Source organism: Streptomyces sp. NPDC002640, assembly GCF_053592575.1.
On sequence record NZ_JBSFVZ010000013.1, the window covers coordinates 11,955 to 27,865 of the forward strand.

Below are 15,911 nucleotides of genomic sequence, written 5' to 3' on the forward strand. Positions count from 1 at the left end.
GCCCTCACCCCCTGTCGTCGGCGCGACCTGCCAGAATTGCCGCGGAACCTCGAGGCTTCAGAAGGCGGTACGGGAACGTGACGACACCCCTGGCAGCGTCCATCGAAGGCAGGATCGCCGAGGAACTCGGCGTACGGGAACGGCAGGTGCAGGCCGCCGTGGACCTCCTGGACGGCGGGTCGACGGTGCCCTTCGTCGCCCGCTACCGCAAGGAGGCGACCGGCGGGCTCGACGACGCCCAGCTGCGCACCCTCGAGGAGCGGCTGCGGTACCTGCGGGAACTGGAGGAGCGCCGCACGGCGGTCCTGGAGTCGGTGCGCGAGCAGGGCAAGCTCGGCCCCGAGCTGGAGGCGCGGATCCGGGAGGCGGACACCAAGGCGCGCCTGGAGGACATCTACCTCCCGTTCAAGCCGAAGCGGCGCACCAAGGCGCAGATCGCCCGGGAGGCGGGGCTCGAACCGCTGGCCGACCGGCTGCTGGCGGACCCGTCGGCGGAGCCGTCGGCCGTCGCGGCGGAGTTCGTCGACGCGGACCGGGGCGTCGCCGACGCCCAGGCCGCTCTGGACGGCGCGCGGGCCGTCCTCACCGAGCGGTTCTCGGAGGACGCCGACCTGATCGGCGAGCTGCGCGAACGGATGTGGACGCGGGGCCGGCTGGTCTCCCGGGTCCGCGAGGGCAAGGAGGAGGCGGGCGCCAAGTTCGCCGACTACTTCGACTTCTCCGAGCCGTTCGCCGAGCTGCCCTCGCACCGGGTGCTGGCGCTGCTGCGCGGCGAGAAGGAGGAGGTCCTCGATCTCGTCCTGGAGCCGGAGGAGCCGGTGGAGGGGCCTTCCTCCTACGAGGGGATCGTCGCCCACCGCTTCGGCGTCGCCGACCGCGGCCGGCCGGGCGACAAGTGGCTGAAGGACACCGTCCGCTGGGCCTGGCGGACGCGGATCCTGGTCCACCTGGGCATCGACCTGCGCCTGCGGCTGCGCACGGGCGCCGAGGACGAGGCCGTGCGGGTGTTCGCCGCCAACCTGCGCGACCTGCTGCTGGCCGCCCCGGCCGGCACCCGCGCCACCCTGGGCCTGGACCCCGGCTACCGCACCGGCGTCAAGGTGGCGGTGGTGGACGCGACCGGCAAGGTCGTCGCCACGGACGTGATCCACCCGCATGTGCCCGCCAACCGGTGGGACGAGGCGATCGCCAAGCTGGCCCGGCTGGCGCAGCAGCACGCGGTCGACCTGGTCGCCATCGGCAACGGCACGGCCTCCCGGGAGACGGACAAGCTGGCCGGCGAGCTCATCTCCCGCCACCCCGAGCTGAACCTCACCAAGGTGATGGTCTCCGAGGCGGGCGCATCCGTGTACTCGGCCTCCGCCTTCGCCTCCCAGGAACTGCCGGAGCTGGACGTGTCGCTGCGCGGCGCGGTCTCGATCGCCCGGCGGCTGCAGGACCCGCTGGCCGAACTGGTGAAGATCGACCCCCGCTCGATCGGTGTCGGCCAGTACCAGCACGACCTCTCCGAGGTGAAGCTGTCCCGCTCGCTGGACGCCGTGGTCGAGGACTGCGTGAACGGCGTGGGCGTGGACGTGAACACCGCCTCGACACCGCTGCTGGCCCGGGTCTCCGGCATCTCCTCCTCGCTGGCGGAGAACATCGTCCGCCACCGTGACGAGAACGGGCCGTTCCGCTCGCGCGCCGCGCTGAAGAAGGTGGCCCGGCTGGGGCCCAAGGCGTACGAGCAGTGCGCGGGCTTCCTGCGGATCCGCGGCGGCGACGACCCGCTGGACGCCTCCAGCGTGCACCCGGAGGCGTACCCGGTGGTGCGCCGGATGGTGAAGGACAGCGGGCAGGAGGTGGCCGCGCTGATCGGGAACACCTCGGTGCTGCGTTCGCTGCGTCCCGAGCGGTTCGTGGACGACACGTTCGGGCTGCCGACCGTGACCGACATCCTGAAGGAGCTGGAGAAGCCGGGGCGCGACCCGCGGCCGGCGTTCCGGACCGCCGGGTTCAAGGAGGGCGTCGAGAAGATCTCCGACCTGGAGCCGGGGATGATCCTGGAGGGCGTGGTCACCAACGTGGCCGCCTTCGGTGCCTTCGTGGACGTCGGCGTGCACCAGGACGGCCTGGTGCACGTCTCGGCGATGTCGCGCACCTTCGTCAAGGACCCCAGGGACGTGGCGAAGCCGGGCGACATCGTCAAGGTGAAGGTGCTGGACGTCGACATCCCGCGCAAGCGGATCTCGCTGACCCTGCGGCTGGAGGACGAGAAGACGGCCGAGCGTCCCGCCCGGGGCGAGCGGCAGCAGCGCGGCGGGCGCCCGCCGCAGCAGCGCCGCGCCAAGGAGGGCCGGGGCGGCGGCGGTGACGGCCGCCGGTCGCAGCCGCCCGCCGACGGGGCCATGGCCGACGCGCTGCGCCGGGCCGGCCTGCTCTGACCTGCCGCGCGGTGGCGGCCGGCCGGGCCTCGCGGGCCGGCCGTCACCGCGGCACGGCCGCCACCCGCACCTCTCCGGAGGTGCGCGCCACCAGGAAGGCGTCGCCCTTCAGGGCCTTGCGGTCCAGCGGGAGACGGTGGCTGCCGGACGGCAGCACGTCGTCGAAGGCGATGTGCTCGTGGGTCCGGTGGAGCCGGTCCAGCCGGTAGACGGTGAGGCCCACGCGGCAGTCGGAGCTGATCTCGACCACCGCCTCCCGTACGGTGGCCCGGAGTCCGGCGATCCGGCGCCCGCCCTCCGGGCGCCGGTCCAGCGCCTCCTCGGTCTGGGCCACCAGCAGCGGTATCACCGGGGCCAGGCCGCTGACGTACCTCACCTCGGCCCCCGCCGCGCGGAACGCGGCCCGGACCTCCTCGCGCCGGTCCTCGGTCACCGCCCGGCCGAACGCCACGACCGCGTAGGCGCGCAGTTCCTCCGTCGGCACGTCGGACGGGTCGTCGGTGATGTCGGCGCCTATGCCGATGGAGCGCAGTGCCGCGGCCAGCTTGTTGAGCACGGCGGCCCGCGCGCCGATCAGCAGCACCCGGCGGCCCTCCTCCCGGGTGCCGTCGGCGTGGTCCAGCAGGCCGGTCAGCGCCCGGCGGTACTCGGCGCCGCGGAAGCGGAAGGGCCCGAGGCCGTGGTAGCCGTTGAGCTGCAGGTCGGGCCGGTCGCCGGTCTGCCAGGCGAAGTCCCGCCAGACGTAGTCGTCCTCGCCCGCCCGCTCGATCACCGCGGTGACCGCCCCGCAGGCGAGGTCCGCGCACTCGGGGCAGCCGTAGATCAGGTAGCGGCCGCCGGGCAGCGGGGCCGGCGCCTCGAGCAGCAGCGCCCGCACCTGTGCGGCGAAGATCGCGGGCGGGACGTCGGCCGCGAGGGGTGAGACCGCGTCCAGGTCGGCGAGCCGGAACAGCAGGGGCTGCCCGTCGACCACGAAGTCGGTGAAGTCCCGGTGGGTGACCTGTGCCCCGCCCGCGAGGACCGCGCCCGCGCGGGTCGCCGGGGCCAGGGCGAAGGACGCGTGGGTCCCGTGCTCGGCAGCCATGGTGCGAGTATTCCCACAGTGCGGGCGCTCTGTTCCCGGTCCCGGGCATTCCGTTACGGTCCGCGCATGGAACGGTCTCGACCCTGTGAAGTGATCGTCGTCGGCGGCGGTGTCATCGGCCTGACCACGGCCGTGGTGCTGGCCGAGGGCGGGCGCCGGGTGCGGATGTGGGCGCGCGAACCGGCCGAGCGGACCACCTCGGAGGTGGCGGGCGGGCTGTGGTGGCCCTACCGGATCGAGCCGGAGGAGCGGGTCGGCGAGTGGTCGCTGGCCTCCTACGAGGTGTACGCCGCGCTGGCCGCCCGGCCCGGGGAGACCGGCGTGCGGATGGTGCCGGGGGTGCACGGCGGGGCCTCGCTCGACGGGCTCGGCCCGTGGGCCGCCCGGGTGCCGGGGATGCGCACGGCGACGCCCGAGGAGTGCCCGGGCGGCGGTCTGTGGGCGCGGGTGCCGCTGATCGACATGCGGGTGCACCTGCCCTGGCTGCGGGAACGTTTCCTCGCGGCGGGGGGCGTGGTCGAGCAGCGGGCGGTCACCTCGCTGGACGAGGCGGTCGCCGAGGCGCCGGTGGTGGTCAACGCGACCGGGCTCGGCGCGCGGGAACTGGTGCCGGACGCGTCGGTGCACCCGGTGCGGGGGCAGTTGGTCGTGGTGGAGAACCCGGGGGTGGACACCTGGCTGACGTCGGTCGCCGACGACAGCGCCGGGTCCACGTACTTCCTGCCGCAGCCGGGCCGGCTGCTGCTGGGCGGGACGGCGGAGGTGGGCGCGTGGTCCACCGAGCCGGATCCGGCGGTGGCGGAGGCGATCGTGGCCCGGTGCGCGGCGGTGCGGCCGGAGATAGCGGGGGCGCGGGTGCTGGAGCACCGGGTGGGGCTGCGGCCGGCGCGGCCCGCGGTGCGGCTGGAGCGGGAGGAACGGCCGGGCGGGCGGGCGCTGGTGCACAACTACGGCCACGGGGGCGCGGGCGTCACCGTGGCCTGGGGCTGCGCCTGTGAGGCGGCGGCGCTGGCGGCCTGAGCGCCCGCGAGCCCGGGCCGCGCCCGCGCCGCGCACCGGCGCGCAGCCCGAGCGCCCGCCCCACGCGTCCGCCCCGCGCAGGACACGCCCGCCCACGGGCCCGCGCCTGCCGCGCGCCCGCCTGCCGCGCGCGCCCGCCTGCCGCGGCACCGGCGGCACGCGCCCCGGGCGCCGCGGCACCGCTGCACGTCCCCGCACCCGGCGGCACCCGCCCCGGCCGTGGCGGGGCGGCGGCCGGGGACGGATCCCCGGCCGCCGCCCTGCCACGGGCCTGCCACGGACCCCGCGGTCAGAGCCGGTCGAGTTCCTCGCGGGTGATCTCGGTGAGGTCCCCGTCGGCCAGCAGCCAGCGGGTGATGCCGATCGAGTCCAGGAACGGCAGGTCGTGACTGGCCACCAGCAGCGCGCCCTGGTGGGCCTCCAGCGCATGCGTCAGCTGCCGCACGCTCGCCATGTCCAGGTTGTTGGTGGGCTCGTCGAGCATCAGCAGCTGCGGCGCGGGCTCGGCCAGGAGCAGCGCGGCCAGCGCCGCCCGGAACCGCTCGCCGCCGGAGAGCGTCCCGGCCGGCTGGTCCGCCCGGGCCCCGCGGAACAGGAACCGCGCCAGGCGGGCCCGGACCTGGTTGACGGTGGCGCCCGGCGCGAAGCGGGCCACGTTCTCGGCGACCGACAGCCGGTCGTCGAGGATGTCCAGCCGCTGCGGCAGGAAGCGCGCCGGCACGTGCGTGCGGGCCTCGCCCTCCGCCGGGGCCAGTTCCCCGGCCAGGGTGCGCAGCAGCGTGGTCTTGCCGGAACCGTTGCGGCCCACCAGGGCGACCCGCTCCGGCCCGCGAACCTCGAACACGCCTTCCAGCCGCGCCCCGTGGACCGGCCGGAGCTTCTCCAGGGTCAGCACGGTCCGGCCGGGCGGCACGGCGGTGGCGGGCAGGTCGACGCGGATCTCGTCGTCCTCGCGCAGCGCGAGCTCCGCCTCGTCCAGCCGCTCCCGCGCCTCGGCGAGGCGTTCCTGGTGGAGCGCCCGGTGCTTGCCCGCCGACTGCTCGGCGGCGTTCTTGCGCAGGCCCATCACGATCTTGGGCTCGCGCTTCTGCTCGGCCATCTTCTGGCCGTACTTCTTGCGCTTGGCCAGCTTCACCTGGGCGTCGGCGAGTTCCCGCTTCTGGCGGCGCACGTCCGCCTCGGCGGCGCGCACCGTGCGCTCGGCGGCCTCCTGCTCCGCGGCCAGGGCGGCCTGGTAGTCGGAGAGGTTGCCGCCGTACCAGGCGACCTCGCCGGAGCGGAGGTCGGCGATGCGGTCGGCGAGTTCCAGGAGTTCACGGTCGTGGCTGACCATGATCAGGATCCGGGAGCCGCCGCTCCAGCGGGCCACCGTGTCGTACAGCCGGCGGCGCGCGAAGACGTCCAGGTTGTTGGTGGGTTCGTCCAGCAGCAGCACGTCGGGGCGGCGCAGCAGCAGCGCGGTGAGCCGCAGCAGCACCGACTCGCCGCCGGAGAGTTCGCCGACGGTGCGGTCGAGGCCGAGGTGGCCCAGGCCGAGTTCGCCCAGGGTGGCCAGCGCGCGCTCCTCGACGTCCCAGTCGTCGCCGACCGTCTCGAAGTGCTCCTCGGCGGCGTCCCCGGACTCGATGGCGTGCAGGGCGGCGCGCCGGGCGTCGATGCCCAGCGCCTGGTCGACGCGGAGGGAGGTGTCGAGGGTGACGTTCTGCGGGAGGTGGCCGGTCTCGCCGGTCACCCGGACGAATCCGTCGGTGGGGGTGAGCTCCCCCGCGATCAGTTTGAGCAGGGTGGACTTGCCGGCGCCGTTGACGCCCACGAGCCCGGTGCGGCCCGCGGGGAAGGAGACGTCGAGGTCCTCCAGGACGGGCGTGCCGTCCGGCCAGGAGAACGACAGGGACGCGGCGGTGACGGAAGGGGCAGTGGTGGTGGACACGAGGCCTCGCGGTGGTGGGATGCGGTCGGGTGATCGCGTATCGAGACACCGTGCCGAGGCCTGAAGAGGAGAGGATCGGCCCTGCGGCGGCGGAGGACGGCTCAGACGTCCGAGGTCGCACACGCGACGCGGCAGCCCCGGGAAGAGGGGGGTGCGACGCGGTGTCTCATGACCTCAGACGAGCAACGTCCTTCTCCGATCGACGGCAACAGAACCACCGCCAGGTTACCCGCCGGCTCCCGCGGAGGCGAGCGAATTGTCCGGCGGCCCCGCCTGGCCGGCCCGCGGCCCCCTCAGAGGACGTCCCGCATCAGCTCGGCCAGGTCGTGGTCCAGGTCGAGGTGCAGGTGCTCGCAGCCGAACGGCACCAGGGCGGCGGTGGCCGCGAGGAACCGGCGCACCTCGTCGGTCGCGACGTGCACCACGGCCGCGCCCTCCGGGGAGTGGAACTCCAGCGCCGTGCGGCCGTCCTCGTAGGGCAGCACCCGCACGTCCCCCGCGCCGTGCGGGAGGCGCAGCCCCTCGGTCAGCAGCTCCCGGGCGAACGTCCAGCACACCTCGACCCCCTCGAGGGTGGCCGGGCCCGGGAAGGTCATCCGCACCGCGAAGGGATCGGCGGTGTCGTAGTGCAGCGTCGACGGGATCACCGTCATCCGCGGTGCCGCGGCGACGAGACGGGCCTGAACCGGGTGCTCGATGACGGTGGACAAACGTCTGCTCCCCCTAGTAGTCGGCTGGCCGAACGCCGGGCTGGTCGGACCCGCGCACTGGAACAGAGGCCGGACCGCGGCAATCCGTACACCCCCGCAGCGTGACCTGCGTCACCCGACCGAATCCCCCCGGCACCATTCCCCCACGGCATCTCCAGGACTCGTCCCCCGCATCGGCCGTCCCATGCGCGCGGACGGCCGTGCCGTTCGGCCGTCGCCGCGTGGCGGTCCCCCATGCCCGTACGGAACATGGGTAACCGTGCAGCTCCGGCATTCCCGACATGGAGGAGTGGCAGACCATGCCCCGTGGTTCCAGCCCGAAGAGGGAACGGCAGTACGAGCACATCAAGGACAGTGAGGAGTCGCGCGGCGCGTCGACCGGCCGGGCGAAGGAGATCGCGGCGCGCACCGTGAACAAGGAGCGGGCCCGGTCCGGAGAGTCGAAGAGCGCGAGCCGCACTTCCACGCAGGACAAGTCCTCGGGCAGCCGCGGCGGGCAGCGCTCCGGCAGCGGCTCCCAGGGGCCGACGTACGACCAGCTGTACCAGGAGGCCAGGAAGAAGAACGTCCACGGCCGCTCGGACATGAACAAGCAGCAGCTGCGGGAAGCCCTCGGCAAGTGATCCGGGCGGCCTCTGCGGCCCCGTGAGCCCTCCGGTCCGCCGGGGGGCTCACGTAGTCTCTTCGGCCGTGAACGACATCCAGGCCGTCACGGCGGCGACCGCGCGCGTGCCCGAGGACTGGCCCACCACCGAGGCGGCCGCCCTGGCCGTCCAGGACGAGCTGCGGGAACGGCTGGTCCTCGACGAGCCGGGCCCTCCCCCGGGCACCGGCCCGGTCACCGGTGTGGACGTCGCCTACGACGACGCGCGCGGTGTGGTGGCCGCCGCCGCGGTCACGCTGGACGCGGCCACCCTCGCGGTGACCGGCCGGGCCGTCGCCGTCGGCCCGGTGGCCTTCCCGTACGTTCCGGGCCTGCTGGCCTTCCGTGAGGTGCCCGCGGTGCTGGCCGCCCTCGGGGCCCTGCCCGGGCCGCCCGGGCTGGTGGTGTGCGACGGCTACGGCCTCGCCCATCCCCGGCGCTTCGGCCTCGCCTGTCACGTGGGGGTGCTCACCGGGCTGCCCGCCATCGGCGTCGCCAAGAACCCGTTCGTCTTCGCCGCGAGTCCGCCCGGTCCCGCCCGCGGCGACCACACCCCGCTGCTGCTCGGGGACGAGGAGGTCGGGCGCGCGCTGCGCACCCGGGAGGCCGTGAAACCGGTCTTCGTCTCGGCGGGTCACCGGGTCTCCCTGGAGAACGCCTGCGCGCACACCCTGGCGCTGACCCCGCGGTACCGCCTGCCCGAGACCACCCGGCTCGCCGACGCCCTCTGCCGCGCGGCGCTCAGGGAGGCCCTGGCCGGCTGAGGCGCCACGCCCGACTGAGCGCTTGCTTGCCCGGCTCTTGTGCGCGCCCCCGCACCTTCGTAGCATCACCGGTGTGACATCAGTGGTGTCACATGCGGGCACGCCCAGGCCGTGCCGCGAACAGTGGGGGCTGCGATGACAGTGGCGAAGGCGCCGCAGGACCCGGGAGACGGCCCCGGGACGGACGATCCACGAGGTCCGCTGGACGGCGTGCGCGTACTGGAGCTGGCGGGCATCGGCCCCGGCCCGTTCGCCGCCATGCTGCTGGGCGACCTGGGCGCCGACGTGGTGCGGGTCGACCGGCCCGGCGGGATCGCCGTCGCCCCCGACCCGGAGTACGACGTCACCAACCGCAACAAGCGGTCGGTGGTGCTGGACCTCAAGTCGCCCGAGGGCGTGGAGCGCGTCCTCGATCTGGCCGGTCGCGCCGACATCCTGATCGAGGGCTACCGCCCCGGCGTCGCCGAACGCCTCGGCGTCGGCCCCGACGCCTGCCGTGCCCGCAATCCGCGCCTGGTCTACGGCCGGATGACCGGCTGGGGCCAGGACGGCCCGCTGGCCGACCGGGCCGGGCACGACATCGCCTACCTGGCGCCCACCGGCGTCCTCGGCATGATCGGCGAGGACGGCCGACCCCCGGTCGTCCCGGTGAACCTGCTCGGCGACTTCGCGGGCGGCTCGCTCTACCTGGTGACCGGTGTCCTGGCCGCCCTGCACCACGCCCGCGCCACCGGCACGGGGCAGGTGGTCGACGCGGCGATCGTCGACGGCGCGGCCCACCTGTCGACGCTGATCCACGGCATGCTGGCGGCCGGTCAGTGGCAGGACCGGCGGGGCGCGAACCTGCTCGACGGCGGCTGCCCCTACTACGGCGTGTACGCCTGCGCCGACGGCCGCCACATCGCGGTCGGAGCGCTGGAGCCGCGCTTCTACGCCGAGTTCCTGGACCTGCTGGGCCTGCCCGGGCATCTGGACGCCCATCTCGACCTCGCCCGCTGGCCCGCCCTGCGGGAGGCCGTCGCCGCCCGCTTCGCCACCCGTGACCGCGACGAGTGGGCCGCCGTCTTCGAGGCCTCCGACGCCTGCGTGGCGCCGGTGCTCTCGCTGCGCGAGGCCCCGCACCACCCGCACCTCGCCGCCCGCTCGACCTTCGTCGAGCACTCCGGCATCGTCCAGCCGGCGCCCGCCCCGCGCTTCTCCGCCACCCCCACGAGCGTGCGGACCGGACCCGCGCGGTCCGGCGCGGGAACCGAGGAGGTGGCGCGGGACTGGGACCTGCCCGCCCTCCTGGGGGACACCCCGGGCCACGACGGCGCCCCCGCGTCCGACGACGACCACTCCGCACCCCTGCGAAAGGCTGACCAGTGAGCACCGAAGCGTACGTGTACGACGCGATCCGCACCCCCCGCGGGCGCGGCAAGGCCAACGGGGCCCTGCACGGCACCAAGCCGATCGACCTCGTCGTCGGGTTGATCCGCGAGATCCGCGGCCGTTTCCCGGACCTCGACCCGGCGGCGATCGACGACGTCGTCCTCGGCGTGGTCAGCCCGATCGGCGACCAGGGCTCCGACATCGCCCGGATCGCCGCGATCGCGGCGGGGCTGCCGGACACGGTGGCCGGCGTCCAGGAGAACCGCTTCTGCGCGTCGGGGCTGGAGGCGGTCAACATGGCCGCCATGAAGGTCCGTTCGGGCTGGGAGGACATGGTCCTGGCGGGCGGCGTGGAGTCGATGTCCCGCATCCCGCTGGGCTCGGACGGCGGCGCGTGGGCGATGGACCCGATGACCAGCCTGGAGACGGACTTCGTCCCGCAGGGCATCAGCGCCGACCTGATCGCCACCCTCGAGGGCTTCTCCCGCCGTGACGTCGACGAGTACGCGGCGCTCTCCCAGGAGCGGGCCGCCACCGCCTGGAAGGAGGGCCGCTTCGGGCGTTCCGTGGTCCCGGTGAGGGACCGCAACGGCTTCACCGTCCTGGACCACGACGAGCACATGCGCCCCGGCACCACCGCCGACTCCCTCGCCAAGCTCAAGCCGTCCTTCGCGGGCATCGGCGACATGGGCGGCTTCGACGCCGTGGCCCTGCAGAAGTACCACTGGGTCGAGAAGATCGACCACGTCCACCACGCGGGCAACTCCTCCGGCATCGTCGACGGCGCCGCCCTGGTCGCCATCGGCAACAAGGAGACCGGCGAGCGCTACGGCCTGACCCCGCGCGCCCGGATCGTCTCCGCGGCGGTCTCCGGTTCCGAGCCCACCATCATGCTCACCGGCCCGGCCCCCGCCTCCCGCAAGGCGCTCGCCAAGGCGGGGCTGACCGTCGACGACATCGACCTGGTCGAGATCAACGAGGCCTTCGCCTCCGTGGTGCTGCGCTACGTCAAGGACATGGGGCTCTCCCTGGACAAGGTCAACGTCAACGGCGGCGCCATCGCGATGGGCCACCCGCTCGGCGCCACCGGCGCGATGATCCTGGGCACGCTGATCGACGAACTGGAGCGCCAGGACAAGCGCTACGGCCTGGCCACCCTGTGCGTCGGCGGCGGCATGGGCATCGCCACGATCGTCGAGCGACTCTGATCCTCCCCAGCGGCCCTACGACACCCGAGACTTCAACGGAGACCCCGTCATGACCGAGAGCACCGCCATCCGCTGGGAGCAGGACGAGACCGGCGTCGTCACGCTGGTCCTGGACGCCCCCGGCCAGTCCGCCAACACGATGAACCAGGCGTTCCGCGTCGCCCTGCGCGCCGTCGCCGACCGCCTGGAGGCCGAGAAGGACTCGGTCCGCGGCGTCGTCGTCACCTCCGCCAAGAAGACCTTCTTCGCCGGCGGCGACCTGCGTGAGCTGATCAAGGTGACGCCCGAGACCGCCCAGGACCTCTTCGAGGGGGGCCTGGAGATGAAGCGCGACCTGCGCCGCATCGAGACCCTCGGCAAGCCGGTGGTCGCGGCGATCAACGGCGCGGCGCTGGGCGGCGGTTACGAGATCGCCCTGAGCTGCCACCACCGCGTCGCGCTCGACGCCCCGGGCTCGAAGATCGGCCTGCCCGAGGTGACCCTGGGCCTGCTGCCGGGCGGCGGCGGCGTGGTCCGCACCGTGCGCAAGCTGGGCATCACCGACGCCCTGCTGAAGGTGCTGCTGCAGGGCACCCAGTACGGCCCGCGCCGGGCGCTGGAGAACGGCCTGGTGGACGAGGTGGTGGACACACCCGAGGAGATGATCGCCCGGGCCCGCGCCTTCATCGACGCGCACCCCGAGTCGGCGCAGCCCTGGGACGCCCCGGGGTACCGCATCCCCGGCGGCACGCCGTCGAACCCGAAGTTCGCCGCGAGCCTGCCCGCCTTCGCGGCCAACCTGCGCAAGCAGACGGCCGGCGCCCCCTATCCCGCCCCGCGCGCCATCCTGGCCGCCGCGGTGGAGGGGTCCCAGGTCGACTTCGAGACCGCGCAGATCGTCGAGTCCCGGTACTTCGCCGAGCTGGCGGCCGGGCAGACCGCCAAGAACATGACCCAGGCGTTCTTCTTCGACCTGCAGGCCGTCAACTCCGGGGCCAACCGTCCGCAGGGCTTCGAGCCGCGCGCGGTCGCCAAGGTGGCCGTGCTCGGCGCGGGCATGATGGGCGCGGGCATCGCCTACTCCTGCGCCCGGGCGGGCATCGAGGTCGTCCTCAAGGACGTCACCGCCGAGGCCGCCGCCCAGGGCAAGGCGTACTCGGAGAAGCTCTGCGCGAAGGCCGTCTCCCGCGGCCGGACCACCCAGGAGAAGGCCGACGCCCTGCTCGCCCTGATCACCCCGACCGCGGACGTCCAGGACCTGGCGGGCTGCGACGCGGTGATCGAGGCCGTCTTCGAGGACACCTCCCTCAAGCACAAGGTGTTCCAGGAGATCCAGGACGTCGTCGCCCCGGACGCGCTGCTGTGCTCCAACACCTCCACCCTGCCGATCACGGAGCTCGCCGAGGGCGTCGAGCGCCAGGCCGACTTCATCGGCCTGCACTTCTTCTCGCCGGTCGACAAGATGCCCCTGGTGGAGATCATCAAGGGCGCGCGCACCGGCGACGAGGCCCTGGCCCGCGCCTTCGACCTGGTGCGCCAGATCCGCAAGACCCCGATCGTGGTCAACGACTCGCGTGGCTTCTTCACCTCCCGCGTCATCGGCCACTTCATCAACGAGGGCGTGGCCATGGTCGGCGAGGGCGTCGACCCCGCCTCCGTGGAGCAGGCCGCGGCGCAGGCGGGCTACCCGGCCAAGGTGCTGAACCTGATGGACGAGCTGACCCTGACCCTGCCGCGCAAGATCCGCAAGGAGACCAAGGAGGCCGTCGAGGCGGCCGGCGGCACCTGGACGGCCCACCCGGCCGAGGCCGTGGTGGACCGGATGGTCGACGAGTTCGGCCGCACCGGCCGCAGCGGGGGCGCCGGCTTCTACGACTACGTGGACGGCAGGCGGGCCGGGCTGTGGCCGGGGCTGCGCGAGCACTTCACCGAGCCGGGGCACACCATCCCGTTCGAGGACATGCAGGAGCGGATGCTGTTCTCGGAGGCGCTGGACACCGTCCGGCTGCTCGAGGAGGGCGTGCTCACCTCGGTGGCCGACGCCAACATCGGCTCCATCATGGGCATCGGCTTCCCGGCGTGGACCGGCGGCGTGCTCCAGTACGTCAACGGCTACCCGGGCGGGCCGGCCGGCTTCGTGGCCCGGGCCCGGGAGCTGGCGGAGAAGTACGGCGACCGGTTCCTGCCGCCGGCGCTGCTGGTGGAGAAGGCCGAGAAGGGCGAGGTCTTCACCGACGCCCGCTGATCCCCCGCCGGCGCGACCCCGTCGTCCGGCACCACCCCGTCGTCCGGCACACCCCCGTCGTCCGGCACGACTCCCGGCGGCCGGTCCCGTTCTCAGGGCCGGCCGCCGAGCCAGCTCTGCAGCTCCTGTCGGAGCGACCGCTGGAAGGCGGTCAGCAGCGCCTGCACCACCAAGGGCTGCATGTGGACGGAGAGCGACCGCACGGCGTCCGGTTCCCGTTCCGCCGACGCCTCGCGGAGAAGTCCGGAGAGCGCCTGCGCTGCCGCCCGGGAGTGCTCCATGAGGACTTCCCGGGCGGCCAGCAGCGTCTCCTGGGCGAACGGCATGTCCAGCAGTTCGACGCCCAGCCGCAGCAGCCCGGTGTCCACCCGGTGGGTGCCGTCGCCGTCGGGTTCCACGCCTTCCAGGACGCCGAGCTGGGCGAGCCGCTCGAGGTCGGCCGCGTCCAGTGCGCGTCCGGCCAGGCGTTCCAGTTCCGCGCGGTCCAGGCGCTCGCTGGTCTCCGGCGCCCAGGAGGCCACCACCGCGCGCTGCAGGGCGAGGTCGTGCGCGGTCACGTCGGGGGGCAGTCCGCGCAGGTGGCGTTCGACGCCGGCCAGTGTCATGCCCTGCCGCTGCAGTTCCTCGATCAGCGCGAGCCGTGCCAGGTGTCCGGGACCGTAACGGCCGACCCTGCGGGGCCCTATCTCCGGCGGCGGCAGCAGCCCCCGGGTGCTGTAGAAGCGGACGGTGCGGACCGTCACGCCCGCGCGCGCGGCCAGTTCGTCGACCGTGAGCGTCGGCTCCTCCGTGTCGGTCCTCATGCGGAACAGTATTGCTGTCTCACCGGGTGTGCGAAAGGCGTCGTGTGACACCCGCCACTGCACATTGTCATGCGGAATGAGAGATTCACCTGCGGTCCGCATCCCCGCCGGGCGCCACAAGCGCAGGTGGAGCGGCCGCAGCACCTTTTCCAACACCCCGTGCCAACAGCGAAGCGGGGCGCACAGAGTGGAACACGCGTGAGCAAGGACGTCGCGACCGCGACGGCTGAAGAAGCCGTCGTGAGCACCGACCTGACCGCCGAACCGCCCGCGGACGCGGGCGACGCCGGTTACAGCAAGGACCTCAAGGCCCGCCACATCAACATGATCGCCATCGGGGGAGCGATCGGCACCGGCCTGTTCCTCGGCGCCGGCGGCCGCCTGAACAGCGCCGGTCCCGCGCTCGCCCTTGCCTATCTGGTCTGCGGCGTCTTCGCCTTCTTCGTCGTCCGGGCGCTCGGTGAGCTGGTCGTCTACCGGCCCTCCTCGGGCTCCTTCGTGTCCTACGCCCGCGAGTTCCTCGGGGAGAAGGGCGCCTACGTCGCCGGCTGGATGTACTTCGTCAACTGGTCCACGACCGGTATAGCCGACATCACCGCGGTGGCGCTCTACACCCACTACTGGAGCATGTTCTCCGACATCCCCCAGTGGGTGCTGGCCCTCGCCGCGCTCGCCGTGGTGCTGGTGGTGAACCTGATCTCGGTGAAGTACTTCGGCGAGATGGAGTTCTGGTTCGCGATCATCAAGGTCGCCACCCTGGTGCTCTTCATGCTGGTGGGCGTCTTCCTGCTGGTCACCCAGCAGGACGTGGGCGGCACCACCCCGGGTCTGTCGGTGATCACCGACAACGGCGGCTTCCTGCCGCACGGTGTGCTCCCGGTCGTCCTGGTGATGCAGGGCGTGGTCTTCGCCTACGCCTCCCTGGAGCTGGTGGGCACCGCGGCCGGCGAGACCGCCGAGCCCCGCAAGGTCGTCCCGCGCGCGGTGAACTCGATCATGTGGCGGGTCGGCCTCTTCTACGTCGGCTCGGTGGTGCTGCTGGCCCTGCTGCTGCCGGGTTCGGTCTACTCCGGCGACGAGAGCCCCTTCGTCACCGTGCTCTCCCGGATCGGCGTGCCGGCGGCGGGCGACGTGATGAACCTGGTGGTCCTGACCGCCGCGATGTCCTCGCTGAACTCGGGCCTGTACTCCACCGGCCGCATCCTGCGCTCCATGGCGGCCGCCGGTTCCGCCCCGAGGTTCACCGGCGTGATGAACCGGAACCAGGTGCCCTACGGCGGCATCATGCTGACCGGCGCGGTCTGCGTCCTGGGCGTGGGCCTGAACTACCTGATGCCGGGCCAGGCCTTCGAGATCGTGCTCAACGTCGCCTCGCTCGGCATCATCAGCACCTGGGTGATCATCATGATCTGTCACCTGGTCTTCGTCCGGCGCGCCAAGGCCGGCCTGCTGACGCGGCCCGCCTTCCGGCTGTGGGGCAGCCCGGTGACGGAGATCGTCACCATCGCCTTCCTGGTCTCGGTGCTGGTGCTGATGTGGGGCGACCCGGAGGTGGGGCGCAAGACGCTGCTGCTCATCCCGGTGATCGCCGTGGCGCTGGTGCTCGGCTGGTTCGGCGTGCGCCGCCGGGTCACCCGTGCGGAGGACTCCGGGATCTCCGCCCCGACCGGGCGCTGACCGTGTGCCGTGCGGCCGGGCGGGTGGCCCGGCCGCACGGGGACGGTGGCAGGG

At 73.5% G+C, this 15,911-nt stretch carries 12 protein-coding genes; 8 read left to right on the top strand and 4 right to left on the bottom strand.

Annotation, left to right across the window (positions count from 1 at the left end):
* Positions 1 to 77 precede the first annotated feature (77 nt).
* Positions 78 to 2,423, top strand: coding sequence for a Tex family protein (locus ACWD3O_RS18660; RefSeq protein ID WP_451416608.1), 2,346 nt, complete (start codon positions 78 to 80; stop codon positions 2,421 to 2,423).
* Positions 2,424 to 2,466: 43 nt separating this feature from the next.
* On the opposite strand, the gene ACWD3O_RS18665 is transcribed toward ACWD3O_RS18660, so the two are convergent.
* Entirely contained in the window at positions 2,467 to 3,507 is a 1,041-nt protein-coding gene (locus ACWD3O_RS18665) for an oxidoreductase (protein WP_451416609.1), read from the bottom strand.
* A 66-nt stretch (positions 3,508 to 3,573) separates the two neighbouring features.
* Between ACWD3O_RS18665 and ACWD3O_RS18670 the strand changes: the two genes are divergently transcribed.
* Positions 3,574 to 4,527: an NAD(P)/FAD-dependent oxidoreductase gene (locus ACWD3O_RS18670; RefSeq protein WP_451416610.1), complete on the top strand. Its 954-nt coding sequence runs from the start codon at positions 3,574 to 3,576 to the stop codon at positions 4,525 to 4,527.
* A gap of 289 nt (positions 4,528 to 4,816) precedes the next feature.
* Here the strand turns inward: ACWD3O_RS18670 and ACWD3O_RS18675 are convergent, their stop codons facing one another.
* Together ACWD3O_RS18675 and ACWD3O_RS18680 are read right to left on the bottom strand one after the other, a co-directional pair.
* Entirely contained in the window at positions 4,817 to 6,457 is a 1,641-nt protein-coding gene (locus tag ACWD3O_RS18675) for an ABC-F family ATP-binding cassette domain-containing protein (RefSeq protein WP_451416611.1), read from the bottom strand.
* Positions 6,458 to 6,750: 293 nt separating this feature from the next.
* Positions 6,751 to 7,167 carry an SsgA family sporulation/cell division regulator gene (locus tag ACWD3O_RS18680; RefSeq protein ID WP_451408634.1) on the bottom strand — a complete coding sequence of 139 codons (417 nt, stop codon included), beginning with the start codon at positions 7,165 to 7,167 and terminating at the stop codon, positions 6,751 to 6,753.
* A 299-nt stretch (positions 7,168 to 7,466) separates the two neighbouring features.
* Here ACWD3O_RS18680 and ACWD3O_RS18685 point away from each other — a divergent pair, with 299 nt between their 5' ends.
* From ACWD3O_RS18685 to ACWD3O_RS18705, 5 genes are all read left to right on the top strand, one after another.
* Complete coding sequence (locus tag ACWD3O_RS18685) at positions 7,467 to 7,790, top strand: plasmid stabilization protein (RefSeq protein WP_451408635.1); 324 nt, start codon at positions 7,467 to 7,469, stop codon at positions 7,788 to 7,790.
* 67 nt (positions 7,791 to 7,857) lie between these two features.
* Positions 7,858 to 8,574: an endonuclease V gene (locus ACWD3O_RS18690; protein ID WP_451416612.1), complete on the top strand. Its 717-nt coding sequence runs from the start codon at positions 7,858 to 7,860 to the stop codon at positions 8,572 to 8,574.
* Positions 8,575 to 8,709: 135 nt separating this feature from the next.
* Positions 8,710 to 9,942: a CaiB/BaiF CoA transferase family protein gene (locus ACWD3O_RS18695; RefSeq protein ID WP_451416613.1), complete on the top strand. Its 1,233-nt coding sequence runs from the start codon at positions 8,710 to 8,712 to the stop codon at positions 9,940 to 9,942.
* Positions 9,939 to 11,153, top strand: coding sequence for an acetyl-CoA C-acetyltransferase (locus ACWD3O_RS18700; protein ID WP_451408638.1), 1,215 nt, complete (start codon positions 9,939 to 9,941; stop codon positions 11,151 to 11,153). The genes ACWD3O_RS18695 and ACWD3O_RS18700 overlap by 4 nt, the downstream gene beginning before the upstream one ends.
* 49 nt (positions 11,154 to 11,202) lie before the next feature.
* On the top strand, positions 11,203 to 13,377 hold the full coding sequence (locus ACWD3O_RS18705) for a 3-hydroxyacyl-CoA dehydrogenase NAD-binding domain-containing protein (RefSeq protein WP_451416614.1): 2,175 nt from the start codon (positions 11,203 to 11,205) through the stop codon (positions 13,375 to 13,377).
* 92 nt (positions 13,378 to 13,469) lie between these two features.
* On the opposite strand, the gene ACWD3O_RS18710 is transcribed toward ACWD3O_RS18705, so the two are convergent.
* On the bottom strand, positions 13,470 to 14,180 hold the full coding sequence (locus tag ACWD3O_RS18710) for a MerR family transcriptional regulator (protein WP_451408640.1): 711 nt from the start codon (positions 14,178 to 14,180) through the stop codon (positions 13,470 to 13,472).
* Positions 14,181 to 14,378: 198 nt separating this feature from the next.
* On the opposite strand from ACWD3O_RS18710, the gene ACWD3O_RS18715 reads away from it, so the two are divergent.
* Positions 14,379 to 15,857: an amino acid permease gene (locus ACWD3O_RS18715; protein ID WP_451408641.1), complete on the top strand. Its 1,479-nt coding sequence runs from the start codon at positions 14,379 to 14,381 to the stop codon at positions 15,855 to 15,857.
* Positions 15,858 to 15,911 lie beyond the last annotated feature (54 nt).

Coding starts and splice junctions, on each gene's coding strand:
- ACWD3O_RS18665 (WP_451416609.1), bottom strand. CDS start 3,507: ATGGCTGCCGAGCACGGGACCCACGCGTCCTTCGCCCTGGCCCCGGCG.
- ACWD3O_RS18670 (WP_451416610.1), top strand. CDS start 3,574: ATGGAACGGTCTCGACCCTGTGAAGTGATCGTCGTCGGCGGCGGTGTC.
- ACWD3O_RS18685 (WP_451408635.1), top strand. CDS start 7,467: ATGCCCCGTGGTTCCAGCCCGAAGAGGGAACGGCAGTACGAGCACATC.
- ACWD3O_RS18695 (WP_451416613.1), top strand. CDS start 8,710: ATGACAGTGGCGAAGGCGCCGCAGGACCCGGGAGACGGCCCCGGGACG.
- ACWD3O_RS18705 (WP_451416614.1), top strand. CDS start 11,203: ATGACCGAGAGCACCGCCATCCGCTGGGAGCAGGACGAGACCGGCGTC.
- ACWD3O_RS18710 (WP_451408640.1), bottom strand. CDS start 14,180: ATGAGGACCGACACGGAGGAGCCGACGCTCACGGTCGACGAACTGGCC.